1 pseudogene is annotated in these 251 nt (G+C 73.7%); it reads left to right on the top strand.

Annotation, left to right across the window (positions count from 1 at the left end):
- A pseudogene (locus tag KBI52_RS00200) lies at positions 1–251 on the top strand (sensor histidine kinase); the annotation flags it as partial.

Below are 251 nucleotides of genomic sequence, written 5' to 3'. Positions count from 1 at the left end.
CCTCCGATCTCGTCCCGTCCCTGGCGCTTCTGGCCGCGGTCCTGATCGCTGCCGCCTGGGTCCAGGTCGGTGTCGGCCTGCGCCCACTCGATCTCGTGCGCGGACGTCTGGCCCAGGTCCGCTCCGGCGCGGCGGACCGTCTGGGAGCGGACTTTCCCGACGAGGTCCGCCCGCTTGCCGCTGAGGTCGACCACCTGCTCGACGCGCAGGAAGAGGCCATCGCCCGGGCAAGGGCGCGGGCGGCTGACCTG

It is taken from the genome of Microvirga sp. HBU67558 (genome assembly GCF_018069605.1).
Taxonomy (GTDB): Bacteria; Pseudomonadota; Alphaproteobacteria; order Rhizobiales; family Beijerinckiaceae; genus Microvirga; species Microvirga terrae.
The sequence above is the reverse complement of the archived record's forward strand: the minus strand, read 5'-3'. Positions and strand labels throughout refer to the sequence as shown.